The sequence below is a fragment of the Armatimonadota bacterium genome, from assembly GCA_031432545.1.
Taxonomy (GTDB): domain Bacteria; phylum Sysuimicrobiota; class Sysuimicrobiia; order Sysuimicrobiales; family Sysuimicrobiaceae; genus Caldifonticola; species Caldifonticola tengchongensis.
In genome coordinates this window covers 92,147-107,641 of sequence record JAVKGX010000005.1, presented here as the reverse complement: position 1 = coordinate 107,641, position 15,495 = coordinate 92,147, and the positions used below count along the sequence as shown (strand labels likewise).

The following is a 15,495-nucleotide window of genomic DNA, read 5'->3' as shown; positions in this document are numbered from 1 at the left end:
CGGGCGGGGCGGCCGGCATCTCGGTCAGTGTCGCGACCGCCTTCTCCTGCGGCGCCGCTTCCTGGCCGGTGCCGAGGTTGCTTGTTCTGCGGCGGCACCGGCCGTCGTCGGTTGTTCGGCCGATGGGGGCGGTGCCGGAGGTGCTTCCGTGGGCCCCAGGGTCGACCCCGCAGGCCTCGCTTTCATCAGCCGGATCTCTTCGGCCACCAGTTCGCGTTCGGCGCTGATCTTCAGGCGACCGAGGGTGCGCTCGACCTCCTCGACGAGCACGAGCCGGGTGGCCCCCTCGCCCAGCAGTACAGTTCCCGGTTCCATCTGGACCGTATATGTGACGAGCGTACCCTCCTCGACCCCGTCCAGCTCGAACCGCGCTCCGTAGTGCAGGAGCGTCCCCGCCAGCTGTCGCCACTGGAGTGCACGTGGGGGCTGCAGCGTTGCCCGAACCGTCGATTCCACCGGCAGTCCTGCTACGTACCCCCGCAACTGCACCGTCACCTGACCCTGCTTTCGGTCGACCACGTCCGACCGGAACCACAGCGTCGTCCATCGCGGCAGGTGCTCCAGCCGGCTGATCATGCCATACACCGCTTGGGGCGCCGCCCGGATGTACCGATGGCCGGTGACGGTTACGGCGCGGGGGAGGTCGGCGACCCCGGTCCCCGGACCCGCCTCGGTCGGGGCCGGTGCCGCCACAGCCGCGGTGCGCCTGCGGCGCCGCCGGCGCGATCGCCGGACCTCGGCCACCTACGCCCCCACCCCGCGTGCGACCTCCGCGCGGACGAGCCCGGCGGCCGTGACCATCGCGCGCAGCTTGGCCACCGTCTCCTCCGTCGTCCGCGTCTTCAGACCGCAGTCGGGCGAGACGCAGATCTGGCGCGGCTCGAATACCTCCAAGGCGAGCCGGATGCCTTGCGCGATCTCCTCGACCGACTCGACCCGGTGCGAGTGGGCGTCCACAACACCCAGCCCGATGTCACGGGTGAAGGGGTGCTGCCTGAACGTCTCCAGCAGCGCGAACTCCTCGTTCTTGAGCGCCAGGTCGATCTGATTCACCGCCAGCTTTAGCATCGCGGGATAGATCCGCGGAACGTCCCCGTAGCAGATGTGGGTGATCGTGTAAGCACCCAGGCCGTCAGTCACGATCTCCATCGCTTCGGCCGCCAGCGCGAAGTCCTCGTCTGGGCGCGTGTGGATGGCGGGCTCGTCGATCTGGATGAAGCGCGCACCCGCGCGCTCCAGGTCCACCGCCTCCTCGTGGATCGCGCGTGCGAGCTCCATGACGAGCGCGCGCCGTGTCGGGTAGTACTCGTTGAACGACCATTCCGCGATCGTGTACGGCCCGGTGAGCATGCCCTTGACCGGCCGATCGGTCAGAGACTGGGCATAGCGGAACCACTCGACGGTGATGGGCCGTCGCCGCCCCACCGGACCCGTCACCACCGGCTTCGGGTAGAACCGATTGCCGTACGACCGCACCAATCCGGCGATCTCGAAGCCTTCCATCTCGTCGGCGAAGAACGCCACCATGTCGCCGCGGTACATCTCGCCGTCGACCAGGATGTCGATCCCCAGCGCCATCTGGCGCTCGATCCACTCCCGTGTGGCGCGGCGTTCCAGATCGCGGAGTTCGTCGGGGTCGGCCTGCCCACGCAGGCGCCTGCGGCGCGCCTCCAGGAGGTACGGCGGCTTGGGGAACGACCCGACGGTGGTCGTCGGGAACAGCGGCAGCGCGCTCATGCGGTCACCCCCTCGACGACGCGCTTGACTTCGGCGATCCGCGCGATCTTCGCCCTGGCCACCCGGCGGGGCAGGAACTCCAGTCCGGCGCTGGGACTGAGGTGGAGGCGGTCGAGCGGCACGATCTTCGCCACCCGGTCCAGCGCCGCCCGTACCTCGTCGACGGTCTCCATGCGCGTATTGCGCGCGTCGAGGATCCCGAAACCCAAAACCCGGTCGTCCGGGAACCGGGCGTCTTGGACCACCTCCCAGTTGCGGTGGCCGGCAACGAAGTCCAGTCCGATCAGACCGAAGGGCAAATCGAGGATCTGCGGGTAGATCCCGGCCACGTCGCCAAAGTACGTGTACAGCGCCAGCGGCGCGTCGACGCCTTCGACCAGAACCGCCATCGCGTCCCGGAATAGCGGAAAGTCAGGTTTGTACTGGGTGATGGCCGGCTCGTCGACCTGGATCCACGACGGACGTTCGGCGGCCAGCGCGTGGAGTTCACGGTTCAACGTACGCGCCAGCGCGAGCACGAACTCAGCAAACGTCGGGTAGTGGCGGTTCTGGCTCAGGCGCGCGATCGTGTACGGCCCGGTCACCACCGGCTTGACCGGCCGAGGGCTGGACGAGACCGCGAACCGGTAGTCCTCGACGGTGATCGGCTCCCGCCAGGTGACCTCGCCCTCGCACACCGGCTCCCGGTAGTAGACATTCGTGTCGAACCACCGCTGCAGGCCGTCGATCGAAAAGCCCCCCATCCGCCGCGCGAAGTAGGTCTGACCGTCCTCCCACCGGATCTGGCCGTCGGTGATCAAATCCAGACCCGCTTCGACCTGCTCCGCGATCACCTCCCGCGTCACCTCGTCCTCGATCGCCCGAAAGGCCTCGGGGGTGATCTGGCCGCGCTGCAGCTTCTCCGCCCCGGTGCGCCATTTGCCGGGAGCTGGCAGATCCGGAACCTTCGGGTAACTGCCGACAACCGTCGTGATCAACGCGAACCCTCCTCTGCGTCCACGCGTCGTATCGCGCACTCTTCCACACCGTACCCCTTGACGGCCAGGACTTCAAATCGCAGCCCGTCGTAGGTGACCGCATCACCGACCGCCGGTGGCCGGCCGAGCAGCGCCAGCACCAGACCGCTGACGGTGTCCACCTCTTCGTGCTCCAGCACTCGCCCGAAGCGCTCGCCGACTTCGTCCAGCCTCGCCGTTCCCGCCGCGCGCACGCGTCCGGTGTCGTCCTCGTAGATGTCCGGACGCCGCCCTCCCGATTCCTCGATATCGCCCACAACCTCCTCGAACAGATCCTCGACCGTCACGAGCCCCGAAGTACCCCCGTGCTCGTCGATGACGATCGCGATCTGCGTGCGCGCCCGGCGCATCGCCGCCAACACGGCCGTCAGGGTCGCCGTCTGCGGTACGAACGGCACAGACCGCACATCCGGCAGTTCCAGCGATCGGCGCCCGCCGTACAGCCGCAGCAGATCCTTGATGTGGACCATGCCCACCACGTGGTCGAGGTCACCCCGATACACCGGGTAGCGGGTATGTGGCTGGGCGCGGAGGATCGCGGAAATCTCCTGGGACGTGGCACCGATCGGGATCCCGACGATGCGCACCCGCGGCACCATCACCTCGGCCGCCGTGCGGTCTCCGAACTCGAACAACTCCCGCAGCATCCTCCCCGACTCACGCTGCAGCACCCCGCCCTCTGCGCTCTCCTGCACGACATACAGCAGCTCCTCCGGTGTGTAGTAGTGATGCGTCGCCGCCTGCCGTCGGATGCCCAGCAGTCGGAGGACGCTGTTGCCCGCGCCGTTCAATCCTGCCACAAGCGGATACAGGGCCGTCCGAAGCCACCCCATCAACGGCGTGACCCAGTAGGCCGTCTGCTCGGCGCGCTGCAACGCCAGAGCCTTGGGGACCATCTCGCCCAGCACGATGTGCAGGTAGGTCAGCAGGACCACCGCCGTCGCGCTGCCCACTGTGTGGGCGGCGATCCAGCGCCCGGCACCCAGCGATCCGAACACCTCGGCGAGCCAGTCGGCGACGACATGCTCGCCGTACATGCCCAGCCCGATGCTGGCGAAGGTGATGCCCAATTGGGCGGTGGCCACGTAGCGATCCTGCCGCTGCGGGTCCTGCAGTACGTCCCACACCCGGCGCGCCAGACGGTGCCCGAGCGCGGCGCGGTACTGGATGCGAGCGCGGGGAGCACCGACGATGGCAAACTCCGCGGCGACGAACACGCCGTTGAGCAGGATCAGACCGGCGATGACGGCCACTGGGGTCCAGCTATCCATCCTCTCCTCCGCCGTCCGGCCGCAGAGGGGTCGCCAAGACCGACAGCACGGCGTGGCCCGCGACGCGCTCCACCTCGACGTCCACGCCCCGCACGTTCACGCGCTCGCCCGCCACCGGCACCCGTCCGAGGGTCTCGACGACCAGTCCGCCGACTGTCTCGGACTCGCCTTCCCATCGGGTGCCCAGCCACGCTTCGGCCTCGTCGAGAGGCATCCGCCCGGGCAACCGCACGCGTCCGTCGGGCATCGGCTCGGGGGCGGGCTCGGGCGCGTGGAACTCGTCGCCCACCTCGCCCAGCACCTCCCCGAGGACGTCTTCGACCGTCACCAACCCCGCCACGCCGCCGAACTCGTCCAGCACGATGGCCATGTGGCTGCGCCCCTCCCGCAGCCGCGCCAGGACCCGGTCGGCCGTCATGCTCTCGGGAACGAACAGGGGCGGCCGCAGCGACGCGCGGACGGACGCGGCGTCTGCGCCGTCCAGCCAGCACAACGCGAAGTCCTTGGTGTGCAGGACGCCCACGACCCTGTCGATCGACCCCTCGTAGGCAGGCAGCCGCGTGTACGGAGCGGTCAGGACGCGGTCCACCAGTTCGTCGGCCGGCGCAGTCAGATCGAGGGCGACCATCTGGGGCCGGGGGACCATCAACTGCCGCACCGGCCGCCGGGCCAGCCGCAGCGCCCGGCGCAGCCGGTCGTGCTCGTCAGGCTCCAGCAGCCCCGCGTCGCGGCTTTGCGCGATCAGCAGCTCGATCTCATCCGGCGAGTGGATGTGCCGGTGGCCGGTCGACGCCATCCCCAGCAGGCGCAACACGGCCCACGCGCTGCCGTTGAGCAGACGGATGAACCACGCGTAGGCGGCCAGGGACCACCGCATGGGCAGCGCGGTATACAGGGCGGAGGGCGTGGGGTGCTGCAGGGCGGCCGACTTGGGCACGAGTTCGCCGAGGACGACCTGCAGGGCCGTGAGCCCAACGAGCACGACCACCGCCGAAGTGGAGTGGGCGGCGGCCTGCTGCAACCCGCCCCAGCTCTCGAACAGCGGTGCGACGCGGGGCGCCAGCGTCGCCTGGCCGTAGGCCCCCAGTACCAGGCTCGACCACGTGATGCCGATCTGGCACGCCGCCACGTACGTGTCCAGGGCGCGGCGATCCTCCACGACGGACAGCAGCATGGCGGCCAGCCGGTTGCCCTGCTCTGCCAACCGGCGGACCTGGGTCCGGCGGACGCTCACGGCCGCAAACTCCGCCAGCACATACAACGCGTTGACGGAGATCAAGAACAGGACGACCAGCCAGGCCCCGGTCATGGGCGCCGTGATCCGTGGTGCGGGGTTCGGAGGGCCGTCCGCTGGAGCGGGGTCCGTCCCCGCTCATCGAATTCACCCGAGCGTTTCACGGGCGATGATCAGCCGCTGGATCTCGCTGGTTCCCTCGCCGATCTCACACAGCTTGACGTCGCGATAGTAGCGCTCGACCGGATAGTCCTTGATGAAACCGTACCCGCCATGGATCTGGACGGCCTTGTTGGTGGCTCGCCGCGCCGCCTCGGAGGCGTACAGCTTGGCCATGCTCGCTTCGCGCCGGAACGGCAGCTGCCGATCGGCGAGCCACGCCGAGCGCAGAACCAGCAGCCACGCGGCGTCCAGCTCCATCGCCATGTCGGCCAGCATCCACTGCACCGCCTGAAACTGCGCGATGGGTTGCCCGAACGCGTGCCGTTGCCGCGCGTACGCGAGGCTCGCCTCCAGCGACGCCCGCCCGATCCCCACCGCCATCGCGCCGATTCCGATGCGGCCGCCTTCCAGCACCCGCATCGCCTGCTCGTATCCGGCGCCCTCCTCACCAATGCGGTTGTCCTCCGGCACCTCGGCATCCTCGAAGACGACCTCGGCGGTGTCGGACGCGCGTAGACCCAGCTTGTCCTCCTTCTTGCCCACCCTCACACCGGGTGTCTGGCGCTCGACGATGAATGCACTGATCCCCTCTCGCGCGCGCGTGGGATCGGTCACGGCGAGCACGACGTACACGCCGGCAACGGACCCCTGCGTCACGAAGACCTTGGAACCGTTGAGCACGTACACGCTCCCGCGCCGTTCCGCTCGGGTCCGGATCGCTGCAGCGTCACTGCCGGCGTGGGGCTCGGTCAGGCACCACCCACCCAATGCCTCCCCGGCCGCCAGGGGCGGCAGGTACCTCGCTTTCTGCCACGAGCTGCCGAAGCGTGCGATGTGCGACGCGCACAACGAGTTGTGCGAAGCAACGGTGAGCGCGAGCGCGCCGTCGGCCCAGGCGATGCGCTCGATCGCCAGCGCGATGCTCACCGTGTCGAGTTCGCTGCCGCCGTACTGCTCCGGGATCGTCATCCCGAGCAGCCCGAGCTCGGCGAGCCGGGGCACCACTTCGTGCGGGAACCTCCCCTCGCGGTCCCAGGCCGCGGCCTGCGGCCGGACCTCGCGCGCGGCGAAGTCGCCGACCGACTGCTGCACGATCCGCTGGGCCTCGGTCAAATCGAAGTCCACGCCGCTCACCCCTTGACCACGCCGATCGGGCGCATGCGGGCCACCTTCCGGGAGATGCCTGCGCCGTGGCAGACCTCGACCACCTCTGCGACGTCCTTGTAGGCCTCCGAGGCCTCCTCGGCGAGCAGGCCGCGGTTCTGTGCGCGCACGAGGATTCCCCTCCGTTCCAGCACGCTGGCGACGTCCACCCCGCGCAGTTCGCGCACCGCCGCCTTGCGGCTGCGGACACGGCCGGCCCCGTGGCAGGTCGATCCGAAGGTCTCCGCCATCGCGCGCTCGGTGCCCACGGCGACGAACGAGTAGCGACCCATGTCGCCGGGGATCAGCACCGGCTGGCCGACGTCGCGGTAACGCGCCGGAACCTCGGGGTGGCCCGGCGGAAACGCACGCGTGGCGCCTTTGCGGTGCACCACGACGCGTTGCAGTTCCCCGTTCGTCGGGTACGTCTCCAGCTTGGCGATGTTGTGAGCGACGTCGTAGACGATCTGCAGCCCGATGTCCTCCAGGGCCCGTCCCAGCACGCGTGCGAACGACTCCCTCACCCAGTGCGTGATCATCTGGCGGTTGGCCCACGCGAAATTCGCCGCGCAGCACATCGCCCGGAAGTAGTCCTGCCCCTCCGGCGACCCGAACGGTGCGCAGGCCAACTGGCGATCCGGCAGCGCGATGCCGTATTTCGCGCCGGCACGGTCCATCACCTTGAGATAGTCCTCGCAGATCTGGTAGCCGAGCCCGCGCGACCCCGTGTGGATGAAGACGACGACTTGGCCGGGTGCGGTGATGCCCATCGCCCCGGCGGCGCGGGCATCGTAGACCTGGTCTACGACCTGGACCTCCAGGAAGTGGTTCCCCGAGCCCAGGGTGCCCAGCTGGTCCTTGCCGCGCTCCCGCGCCCTGTGGCTGACGTTGGCAGGGTCGGCCTCGCGCAGCTGTCCTCCGGCTTCGATGCTGTCGAGGTCTGCCGGCGTGCCGAACCCTTTCTCGACGGCCCACCGCGCCCCAAAGCGCAGCACATCGTCGATCTCCTGCATCGACACCCGTACCTTACCGGTGCTGCCGACGCCCGAGGGAACGTTGCGGAACAACGTCTCGACCAGCTCCCGCAGCTTCGGTCGGACCTCCTCCTCGCTGAGGTCGGTCCGCAGCAGCCGGACCCCACAGTTGATGTCGAAGCCGATTCCGCCCGGTGAGATCACGCCGTCATCGGCGCGCATCGCCGCCACGCCGCCCACTGGGAAGCCGTAGCCCCAGTGGATGTCGGGCATCGCCAGGGAATACCGGACGATGCCGGGCAGCGTAGCGACGTTGGCGACTTGTTCGAGGGCCTGGTCCTGGCCGATTTGCCGCAGCATCGACTCATCCGCGTACACCAATCCGGGTACCCGCATGCCCGGCTTGTAGTCGCGCGGGATCTCCCACCGGTAGTCGTCCAGTTTGCGGAGGACCCGTGTCCACTGGGTCGCCATCTCGACCACTCCCGTTGGCTTCTCACTCCCAAAGAAACGGCCCCTCGCCGTCGGGGAGGGGCCTCGAGCGTTTCCCTGATGCACCGCGTCGGCTAGAAGGGAACGGCTTCCACGGCCTTGATCTCGGGAATCTCCTCCCGGATCATGCGCTCGACGCCGGCCTGCAGCGTCATCATAGAGTACATGCAGCCGACGCACGCCCCGGCGAGTCGGATCTGCACGACGCCGTCGGCGACGTCGACCAGTTCGATGTCACCCCCGTCGGCCTGGATATAGGGCCGGATGGTGTCGAGCACCCGCTGGACGCGCTCGTGCAGCGTCGGCTCTACCTGCTGGACGGCCTCGCTCATCGGGTATCCTCCGCCTGCTCGCACGGATCGGGCTCGCCGGGATCGTCCTGCGTCTTGAAGGAGTGCCCGCAGCCACAGGTGGCGACCGCCCTCGGGTTGTGCACCGCGAACCCTTCCCCCATCGGCGTGCGGCGGTAGTCGATCCGCGCGCCCGCCATCACCTTGAAAGTCAACGGATCGACAACGAGACGGACGCCGTGTTGCTCGAGCACACGGTCGCCCTCGCGGACCTCGTCGTCGAACCCCATGCCGTATGTGTAGCCCTCGCAACCGCCCTTGGCCACGAACAGACGCAGGTGGCCTTTGGGCGCGTCTTCCTGCGCCAGAATCTCCTTCAGCTTCCCCGCGGCGGTCTCTGTGATCGTGATCACGGCTGCCTCCAGTGCGGCTGTCCGACTCGATTGTAGGGTTGCCCCCCAGGGGTGTCAAACACCGTGTCGTGTGCTACAATCCGCCTGAATTCGACGGTCCGGCTCTTCGAGCGGGTTTGGAGAAGATCGAGAACGCTCCGGGCGACGGCGCTGCGGCCCGGGAGGGCATGGGTGTGCCCACTGGGAGGGAGATCCACGTGAAGCAGGTGGCGGGTGCGCTCTTCAAGGTGTTCACCGAGACCTTCCAGATCGACAGCACCGAAAAGTACGAGGTTCAGAACATCACGGAGATGGTGCGCAGCCTCCCGGCCCTGGCCGAGGTCACCCACGGGATCGTGCACCTGCAGTCCCTTCACACGACCACCGCACTGTTCTTAAACGAGTTCCAGGGAGCGCTGCTGCACGACATCAAGGAACTGCTCAAGCGCCTGGTCACGGAGACCGACCGTTATCTGCACAACGACCCCGACTACTCCGACTGCGAACGCGGCAACGCGGTCTCCCACCTGCGGTCGCTGCTGGTCGGCAACAGCGTCACGATCCCCATCAGCGAGGGCAAGCTGCTGCTGGGGCGCTGGCAGAGCGTGATCTTCGCGGAACTCGACGGCCCGCAGACCCGCCGCGTCGTCGCCCACGTGATGGGTATCTGAGCGGCTACCCCTGGTCTTGCGTGGCGCCCTGCGCCACCGGTTGGTGTGCGTTCTGCCAGGCGATGATGCCGCCAGCGAGATTGTAGGCCTGGCCGTATCCGCGCTCTCGCAGCCACTCCGTCACCTTCCCGCTGCGCTGACCCGACGCGCAGTAGACGATCACCGGCCGGTCCCGAGCGATCTCGCCGACCCGCTGCTCGACCTCGCCCATCGGAATCCAGCGCATCCCCGGGATGTGCGACTGAGCGACCTCCCACGCCTCCCGGACGTCCACGAGCTGCGCTCCTGCCGCCAGCATCTGCGCCGCCTCGACGGCGCTCACCTCCGCCGGGCTGCGGACAGCCGGAGCCGCGCGGTCGGGCATCGGCACCCCGCAGAACTGCTCGTAGTCGATGAGTTCGCGGATCGTCGGTGCGTCACCGCACACGGGGCAGTCGGGGTTGCGGGCCCACCGGACGTAGCGCACCTCACCGTCCAGCGCGTCAAACAGCATTAACCGGTTGGCCTGCGCCGTCCCGACGCCGAGCAGGATCTTGATCGTCTCGATGGCCTGGTACGTGCCCATGAACCCCGCCACCGCGCCGATGATCCCGCCCTCGGCGCAGGACGGCACGGCGCCGGGAGGCGGCGGTGTGGGGAAGAGGCACCGGTAGCAGCCGCGCCCGGGCAAAAACGTCGTGGCCTGCCCCTCCCAGCGCAGGATGCTGGCGTCCACGAGCGGCTTGCCCAGGAGGACACAGGCGTCGTTCACCAGGTACCGCGTGGGGAAGTTGTCGCTTCCGTTGACCACGACATCGTACGGTTCGAGGATCTTCAGGGCGTTGTCCGATGTCAGCACCGTCGCATGCGGGATCACCCGCACGTCGGGATTGATGTCCTCCAGCGTGCGGCGCGCCGACTGGGTCTTGGGGCGGCCAATGTCGTGGGTGTAGTGCAACACCTGGCGATGCAGGTTGGTGAGGTCCACCCGGTCTCCGTCGACAATGCCGAGCGTCCCCACGCCGGCTGCGGCGAGGTACAGCGCCGCCGGCGATCCCAGCCCGCCGGCGCCGATGATCACCACCTTCGCGTCCAGCATCCTGCGCTGACCCGCAACCCCTACCTCCTCGAGCACGATCTGCCGCGAGTACCGATCGAGCTGTTCTGTAGAAAGCATCGCCCCGGCCGTGATCATGGCCTTCCTCCTGGTCTGCCGACCGAAAACAACGTGAAGGATCGTCGGGATCTGCCCGCGCGCGCGGGAGGCTATGCCCGGGGGGAACCGGGGCGCTCCCGCCGAGGACAGATACACTCGCGCGGGCGGTGGAGCGGAAGCGACGGTGTCATCTCGGCTGCGAACCCTGCCAGGAATCTAGCCCAACGGAGGCGGGGTGTCAAATCTCGTCAGTCTTCCCACGCGGGTTCGACGGCGCAGGCCGCGCACTCCGGCTCCTGGATGGCCACCCAGCGGACGGTCTGGGCCACCTCGTGCCAGTCCACCGCCTCCGGGTGGGTCACCGTCCACCCCGCCATCCAGCGGCCGCGGTGATCGAGGCATGCCAGGACGGCGTCCGCCGCCCCTCCGTACGCCTGCCTGGCGCCGCCGCCCGGGTCATGGACCTGCGGAAACGGCACATCGGAAAAGCCGGACGGGTCAGACCGCAGGACGATCACCCCGGTTCCCCATCTGTCCCACTCCGCCCAATGCCGGACCAACTGGGACGCGATCTGCACGCACCCCGCGCAGCCGGGTCCGTGCAGGAAGACCAGCAGCGCGTCCTGCCAGAGCCTGCGAAGGTGCACGTCAACCGGAGGCGGTGCGGCGGGCGCGCGGGTGCGCGGTCGATGCGCCACCGCCCTCATGCGGTCGCCGTCGCGCGATCCACCTGCTCGTCGGCGTGGTAGCTGGAGCGCACCAGCGGGCCGGACTCGACGTGGCGGAACCCCATGGCCCGTCCGGCGCGCTTGATCTCCGCAAACTCGTCGGGGTGCCAGTAGCGGTGGATCGGCTCGTAGTCGGGGCCCGGACTCAGGTACTGCCCGACGGTCAGGATGTCGCAGCCCACCGCGCGCAGGTCTCGCATCGTCTCCAGGACGTCGTCCATCGTCTCACCCAGTCCCACCATGAGCCCGCTCTTGGTCAGACAGGGATAGCCCCAGGCCTTCACCCGGCGCAGCAGCTCCAGCGAGCGGTCGTAGTCCCCCCCGCTGCGGACGCGGCGGAAGATGTGCCGCACGGTCTCGATGTTGTGGTTGAGGATGTCCGGGCCGGCGTCCAAGACTGTGCGGAGCGCATCGGCGTCCCCCTTGAAGTCGGGGATCAACACCTCGATTCCGCAGCCCGGTACGTAGTCCCGGATCTTGCGGATCGTCATCGCAAAGATCCCCGCTCCCCCGTCCCGGAGGTCGTCCCGGTCGACGGACGTCACGACGGCGTGCCGCAGCCCCATGGCCTGGACCGCCCGGGCCACGCGCTCCGGTTCCTGCCAGTCCAGCTCGCTGGGGAGCCCGTGGGCGATCGCGCAGTACGAGCAGTTCCGCGTGCAGACGTTTCCGAGGACCAAGAAGGTGGCCGTCCGGCGCTCCCAGCAGTCGCCGATGTTCGGACAGCGTGCCTCCTCGCAGACGGTGTGCAGCTTCTGCTCGCGCATGATCCGGACGAGTTCGCTGTAGTTGGGGCCCGTCGGCAGCCTGGCCTTCAGCCAGGGTGGGCGCTGCAGCGGCGTCGGTTTGGTATCGATGGCCACAGGGTGTTCTCCGTGGGGCGGCCGCCGGCCGCCCGTGCTCACCTCGTCACCGGATCGACGGCCTCGAGGCACTCCTTTACCTTGTTGAGGAAGCCCACCGCCACGGCGCCGTCGAAGACGCGGTGGTCGAACGACAGCCCCAGGTGCATGATCGCACGGATCGCGATCGCGTCGTCCCGTACGACCGGCCGCTTCACGATTGCGTCGGTCGCGAGGATGGCCGCCTGCGGGTAATTGATGATCGGCATCGAGAGGATCGAGCCGAACACGCCCGGATTCGTGATCGTGAACGTCCCGCCCTGGACGTCGTCGAGGGCCAGCTTACCCTCGCGCGTGCGGCGCACGATCGCATCGAGCTCCCGCGCCACCCCGACCAGGCTCTTCTCCTCCGCGTGGTGGATCACCGGAACCACCAGGGCGTCTTCGAAAGAGACCGCCACGCCGATGTTCATCGCGCCCTTCTGGACGATCCCCTGTTCCGACCACTGGGCGTTGACGATCGGAAACGCCTTGAGGCCCTCGACGACCGCCCGGACGAACAGCGCCGTGTACGTCAGCCGCACCCCGTTGTGCGCCAGGAAGGCGTCGCGGTTGGCCTCGTACCAGCGCGTCAGCTCTGTGACGTCGGCCTCGACGACGCCGTAGGCGTGCGGGATCTCACGCTTCGCGCGGGCCATGCGGTCGGCGATCGCCCTGCGCACCGCGTCCAGTGGAATCACGCGGTCACCGGACGCGGCCCGCACCTCGGGTGGCTTGGGTGGAGCCGCCGGGGCGGCAGCCGCACCGCGCCGCTCAAGGTATCTGAGGACGTCGTTCTTTGTGATCCGTCCGCCCGCCCCCGTGCCCTCGATGCGCGCGAGTTCTTCCGGGTGGATGCCGTGCTCGTCCGCCAGCCGGCTGACCAGCGGCGACAGCCGCAGCCCGCCCGCCCTGCGCGGGGCGGCCTCGGCGGCCTTCCCGACCGCGGACACCTCCTGGCGTGCCTGTGGCTCTTCTCCGTCGGTCCCAGCGGCCGCGGTGGGTGCTTGTGCCGGCTCCGCGGTCTCCACCAGGGCGATCACAGCGCCAGTGGGAAGCGTCTGGCCTTCCTCGGCCACGATCTCCAGCAGCTTGCCCCCGACCGGAGAGGGCATCTCCACGTTGACCTTGTCGGTGATCAGTTCGACGAGCGGCTCGAAGCGCTGGATCTGGTCGCCGGGTTTCTTCAGCCACTTCCCGATCGTGGCCTCGTAGGTGCTCTCGCCCAGCTGCGGCATCTTCACTTCGGTGGGCATCCCTACGTCCTCCTCATCGACGGCGCCCGCCGACTGTCCTCTTAGTAGTGCGCCAGCTTGCGAACCGCCGAGGCGATCTTCTCCTGGGTGATCCAGAACCACTGCTCCAGGGGTTTGGCGAACGGGATGCCGGGGACATCCGGGCCCGCAAGGCGCGTCACCGGACCGTCGAGGTCCTCGAACGCCTCTTCGGCGATCAGGGCCGCCAGTTCGGCACCGAACCCGACGAAGCGGTTGTCCTCGTAGACGATCAGCGCCTTGTTGGTCTTCGCCACCGAGCCGAGAATCGTCTCCTTGTCCAGCGGTCGGAGGCTCCGGACGTCGACCACCTCCACGTCGATCCCCTCGGCGGCCAGCGCCTGGGCCGCCTGCAGCGACTCGTGCAGCATCCAACCGTACGCGAAGACCGAGATGTCCTTGCCCTCGCGCCGGACCACCGCGGGGCCGATCGGCACCGTGTAGTCGCCCTCGGGAACTTCACCCTTGACGATCCGGTACATGCGCTTGTGCTCCAGGAACAGCACCGGGTCGGGGTCCCGAATGGCCTCCTTCAGCATCCCCTTAGCGTCGTAGGGCGTGTAGGGGGCGACGACCTTCAACCCCGGCACGTGCGCGTAGAAGGCCTCGACGCTCTGCGAGTGGTACAGCGCCGTGCCGTGGGAGCCGCCGTAGGGAACGCGGATCACCATCGGGCACCCGAACGCACCGTTCGAGCGGTAGCGCATGCGGGCCGCCTCGCTCACGATCTGGTCGAATGCCGGATGGATGAAGTCGGCGAACTGGATCTCGGCGATCGGCAGCAGCCCGTTGGCCGCCATGCCGATCGCGCACCCGACGATCGAAGACTCCGCCAGCGGCGTGTCGATGACCCGGTCCTCTCCGAATTTCTCGTACAGGCCCATCGTCACGCCGAAGACACCGCCCTTGCGGCCGACGTCTTCGCCCATCACGATGACCCGCTCGTCACGCTCGAACTCCTCGTGGTGAGCCTGGTTCAGCGCATCCAGGTAACGGATCTCGGGCATCGCTCACCTCCGACGGTCGGTGTCGCCCCTCCACCACACCGGGTCCACGGGGTTGTCCGGGTCAGGGTCGTAGTAGACGTGCCGGGCCGCGGTGGCCGGATCGGGGTCCGGCGCGCGCTCGGCGACGTCGGTGGCCTCGTCGATCTCCCGCTGCACTTCCGCGCGCAGCTGCTGGTCCTTCGCGTCGTCCAGCAGTCCCACCGAGCGCAGATACGTCCCGAAGGTGAGGATGGGATCGCGCTGTCTTGCGGCTTCGATCTCCTCCTTCGGCCGGTAGCGCTCCTGCTGGTCGTCGCTGCTGTGCGACCCCAACCGCTCGACGCGGAACTCGATGAGGGTGGGCCCATCCCCCCGTTTCGCGCGGTCATACGCTTCCTTGGTGACGCGATAGCACTCCAGGACGTCGTTGCCGTCCACGGAGGAACCGGGCATCCCGTAGCCCTGCGCACGCAGCGCGATGCTGGGCACCGCCATCTGCTTGTTCAGCGGGACCGAAATCGCGTATCGGTTGTTCTCCACCGCGAAGATGCACGGCACCTTGTGGATCGCCGCGAAGTTGAGGGCCTCGTGCCAGTCGCCCTGGCTCGTCCCGCCGTCCCCGATGGAGGTGATGACCACCTCCCCGGTTCGCCGGATCTTCGCCGCGTACGCGATCCCCGCGGCGTGGGGGTACTGCGTGCCCACCGGGCTGCTCGTCGACAGGATTTTGTAGCGCGGGTGGCCGTAGTGGGCCGGCATCTGGCGGCCTCCGCTGCTGGGATCCGTCGCCTTCGCCAGCAGCGACAGCAGGATCTCGGCCGGCGACATGCCCTTGACGAGGACCGCCGCCACCGACCGGTAGAAAGGCACGAACCAGTCGTGCTTGCGGTCCAACGGCCACATCATCCCGACCTGCGCGCCCTCGTGCCCGGGCCCAGAGATCACGAACATGGCTTTGCCGGCCCGCTGCAGGACCCACATCCGGTCGTCCAGCGCGCGCGCCAGGACGATGTAGCGGTACATCTCGAGCACGTCGGCGTCGCTGAGGCCCATCTCGAGGTGCTTTGCCTTGGCGGTGACCTCCCGTGCGCTCATCGCAACCCCCTTTG

At 68.6% G+C, this 15,495-nt stretch carries 16 protein-coding genes; 1 reads left to right on the top strand and 15 read right to left on the bottom strand.

Features of this window, described 5'->3' with window-relative positions; genetic code table 11:
- Positions 1-24: 24 nt before the first annotated feature.
- From QN163_07010 to QN163_06970, 9 genes are all read right to left on the bottom strand, one after another.
- A complete protein-coding gene (locus tag QN163_07010; GenBank protein MDR5683757.1) occupies positions 25-744 on the bottom strand; it encodes an SRPBCC family protein in 720 nt (239 codons plus the stop codon).
- A complete protein-coding gene (locus QN163_07005) occupies positions 745-1,737 on the bottom strand; it encodes a methionine synthase (protein ID MDR5683756.1) in 993 nt (330 codons plus the stop codon).
- Positions 1,734-2,714, bottom strand: a complete 981-nt coding sequence (locus tag QN163_07000) for a methylcobamide--CoM methyltransferase (protein MDR5683755.1) — start codon at positions 2,712-2,714, stop codon at positions 1,734-1,736. The genes QN163_07005 and QN163_07000 overlap by 4 nt, the downstream gene beginning before the upstream one ends.
- On the bottom strand, positions 2,711-4,024 hold the full coding sequence (locus QN163_06995; GenBank protein MDR5683754.1) for a hemolysin family protein: 1,314 nt from the start codon (positions 4,022-4,024) through the stop codon (positions 2,711-2,713). The genes QN163_07000 and QN163_06995 overlap by 4 nt, the downstream gene beginning before the upstream one ends.
- Positions 4,017-5,333 (bottom strand): hemolysin family protein, encoded by a 1,317-nt coding sequence (locus QN163_06990; protein MDR5683753.1) that lies wholly within the window; start codon positions 5,331-5,333, stop codon positions 4,017-4,019. Before QN163_06990 ends, QN163_06995 begins: the two co-directional genes overlap by 8 nt.
- 72 nt (positions 5,334-5,405) lie before the next feature.
- Positions 5,406-6,545, bottom strand: a complete 1,140-nt coding sequence (locus QN163_06985) for an acyl-CoA dehydrogenase family protein (protein MDR5683752.1) — start codon at positions 6,543-6,545, stop codon at positions 5,406-5,408.
- A gap of 5 nt (positions 6,546-6,550) precedes the next feature.
- Positions 6,551-8,011: an RtcB family protein gene (locus tag QN163_06980; protein ID MDR5683751.1), complete on the bottom strand. Its 1,461-nt coding sequence runs from the start codon at positions 8,009-8,011 to the stop codon at positions 6,551-6,553.
- 92 nt (positions 8,012-8,103) lie between these two features.
- A complete protein-coding gene (locus QN163_06975; GenBank protein ID MDR5683750.1) occupies positions 8,104-8,328 on the bottom strand; it encodes a NifU family protein in 225 nt (74 codons plus the stop codon).
- A gap of 29 nt (positions 8,329-8,357) precedes the next feature.
- Positions 8,358-8,732, bottom strand: coding sequence for an iron-sulfur cluster assembly accessory protein (locus QN163_06970; protein MDR5683749.1), 375 nt, complete (start codon positions 8,730-8,732; stop codon positions 8,358-8,360).
- A gap of 116 nt (positions 8,733-8,848) precedes the next feature.
- On the opposite strand from QN163_06970, the gene QN163_06965 reads away from it, so the two are divergent.
- The gene (locus QN163_06965; GenBank protein MDR5683748.1) at positions 8,849-9,382 is read left to right on the top strand and encodes a secondary thiamine-phosphate synthase enzyme YjbQ; all 534 of its coding nucleotides are present in this window, start codon (positions 8,849-8,851) and stop codon (positions 9,380-9,382) included.
- Between the two features lie 4 nt (positions 9,383-9,386).
- On the opposite strand, the gene moeB is transcribed toward QN163_06965, so the two are convergent.
- From moeB to QN163_06935, 6 genes are all read right to left on the bottom strand, one after another.
- A complete protein-coding gene (moeB, locus tag QN163_06960) occupies positions 9,387-10,556 on the bottom strand; it encodes a molybdopterin-synthase adenylyltransferase MoeB (protein MDR5683747.1) in 1,170 nt (389 codons plus the stop codon).
- Positions 10,557-10,765: 209 nt separating this feature from the next.
- Positions 10,766-11,224 carry a hypothetical protein gene (locus tag QN163_06955; GenBank protein ID MDR5683746.1) on the bottom strand — a complete coding sequence of 153 codons (459 nt, stop codon included), beginning with the start codon at positions 11,222-11,224 and terminating at the stop codon, positions 10,766-10,768.
- A complete protein-coding gene (gene lipA, locus QN163_06950) occupies positions 11,221-12,108 on the bottom strand; it encodes a lipoyl synthase (protein MDR5683745.1) in 888 nt (295 codons plus the stop codon). The genes QN163_06955 and lipA overlap by 4 nt, the downstream gene beginning before the upstream one ends.
- 38 nt (positions 12,109-12,146) lie before the next feature.
- Entirely contained in the window at positions 12,147-13,382 is a 1,236-nt protein-coding gene (locus QN163_06945) for a dihydrolipoamide acetyltransferase family protein (protein ID MDR5683744.1), read from the bottom strand.
- A 41-nt stretch (positions 13,383-13,423) separates the two neighbouring features.
- Positions 13,424-14,407: an alpha-ketoacid dehydrogenase subunit beta gene (locus QN163_06940; protein MDR5683743.1), complete on the bottom strand. Its 984-nt coding sequence runs from the start codon at positions 14,405-14,407 to the stop codon at positions 13,424-13,426.
- Positions 14,408-14,410: 3 nt separating this feature from the next.
- On the bottom strand, positions 14,411-15,481 hold the full coding sequence (locus QN163_06935; protein MDR5683742.1) for a thiamine pyrophosphate-dependent dehydrogenase E1 component subunit alpha: 1,071 nt from the start codon (positions 15,479-15,481) through the stop codon (positions 14,411-14,413).
- Positions 15,482-15,495 lie beyond the last annotated feature (14 nt).